This window comes from Thermococcus sp. ES12, from assembly GCF_012027515.1.
Taxonomy (GTDB): domain Archaea; phylum Methanobacteriota_B; class Thermococci; order Thermococcales; family Thermococcaceae; genus Thermococcus; species Thermococcus barossii.
Genome location: NZ_SNUP01000089.1, coordinates 1 through 430 on the forward strand (window position 1 = coordinate 1; position 430 = coordinate 430).

Sequence of the window (430 nt, forward strand, 5' to 3'; positions counted from 1 at the left end):
TGAGAAGGGCTATAAATGTACTTCAAGCAGCTGCGGCTTTGGACGTAAAGATCACTGATGAAAACGTTTTCTTAGTGGCAAGTAGAGCTCGTCCAGAGGATGTGAGGGAGATGATGCTTTTCGCTTTGGAAGGAAATTTCCTTAAAGCTAGGGACAAGCTAAGAGAAATTCTTCTTAAACAAGGATTGAGCGGAGAGGATGTTCTTATACAGATGCACAAAGAAGTGTTTAACCTTCCAATAAGTGAACCAAAGAAAGTGGCCCTCGCAGATAAAATTGGTGAATACAACTTTAGACTTGTTGAAGGTTCCAATGAAATGATCCAACTTGAAGCGTTGCTTGCTCAATTTACATTGCTTGGCAAGGATTAGGTGAGTGTAAATGCTCCCGTGGACTGAGAAGTATAGACCAAAGAGGCTTGTGGATATTG

The 430-nt window shown here is 41.4% G+C and carries 1 pseudogene; it reads left to right on the plus strand.

From position 1 onward, the window contains the following. Positions 1 to 371 (plus strand): annotated as a pseudogene (locus E3E37_RS11185) (replication protein C); the annotation flags it as partial. Positions 372 to 430: the final 59 nt, after the last annotated feature.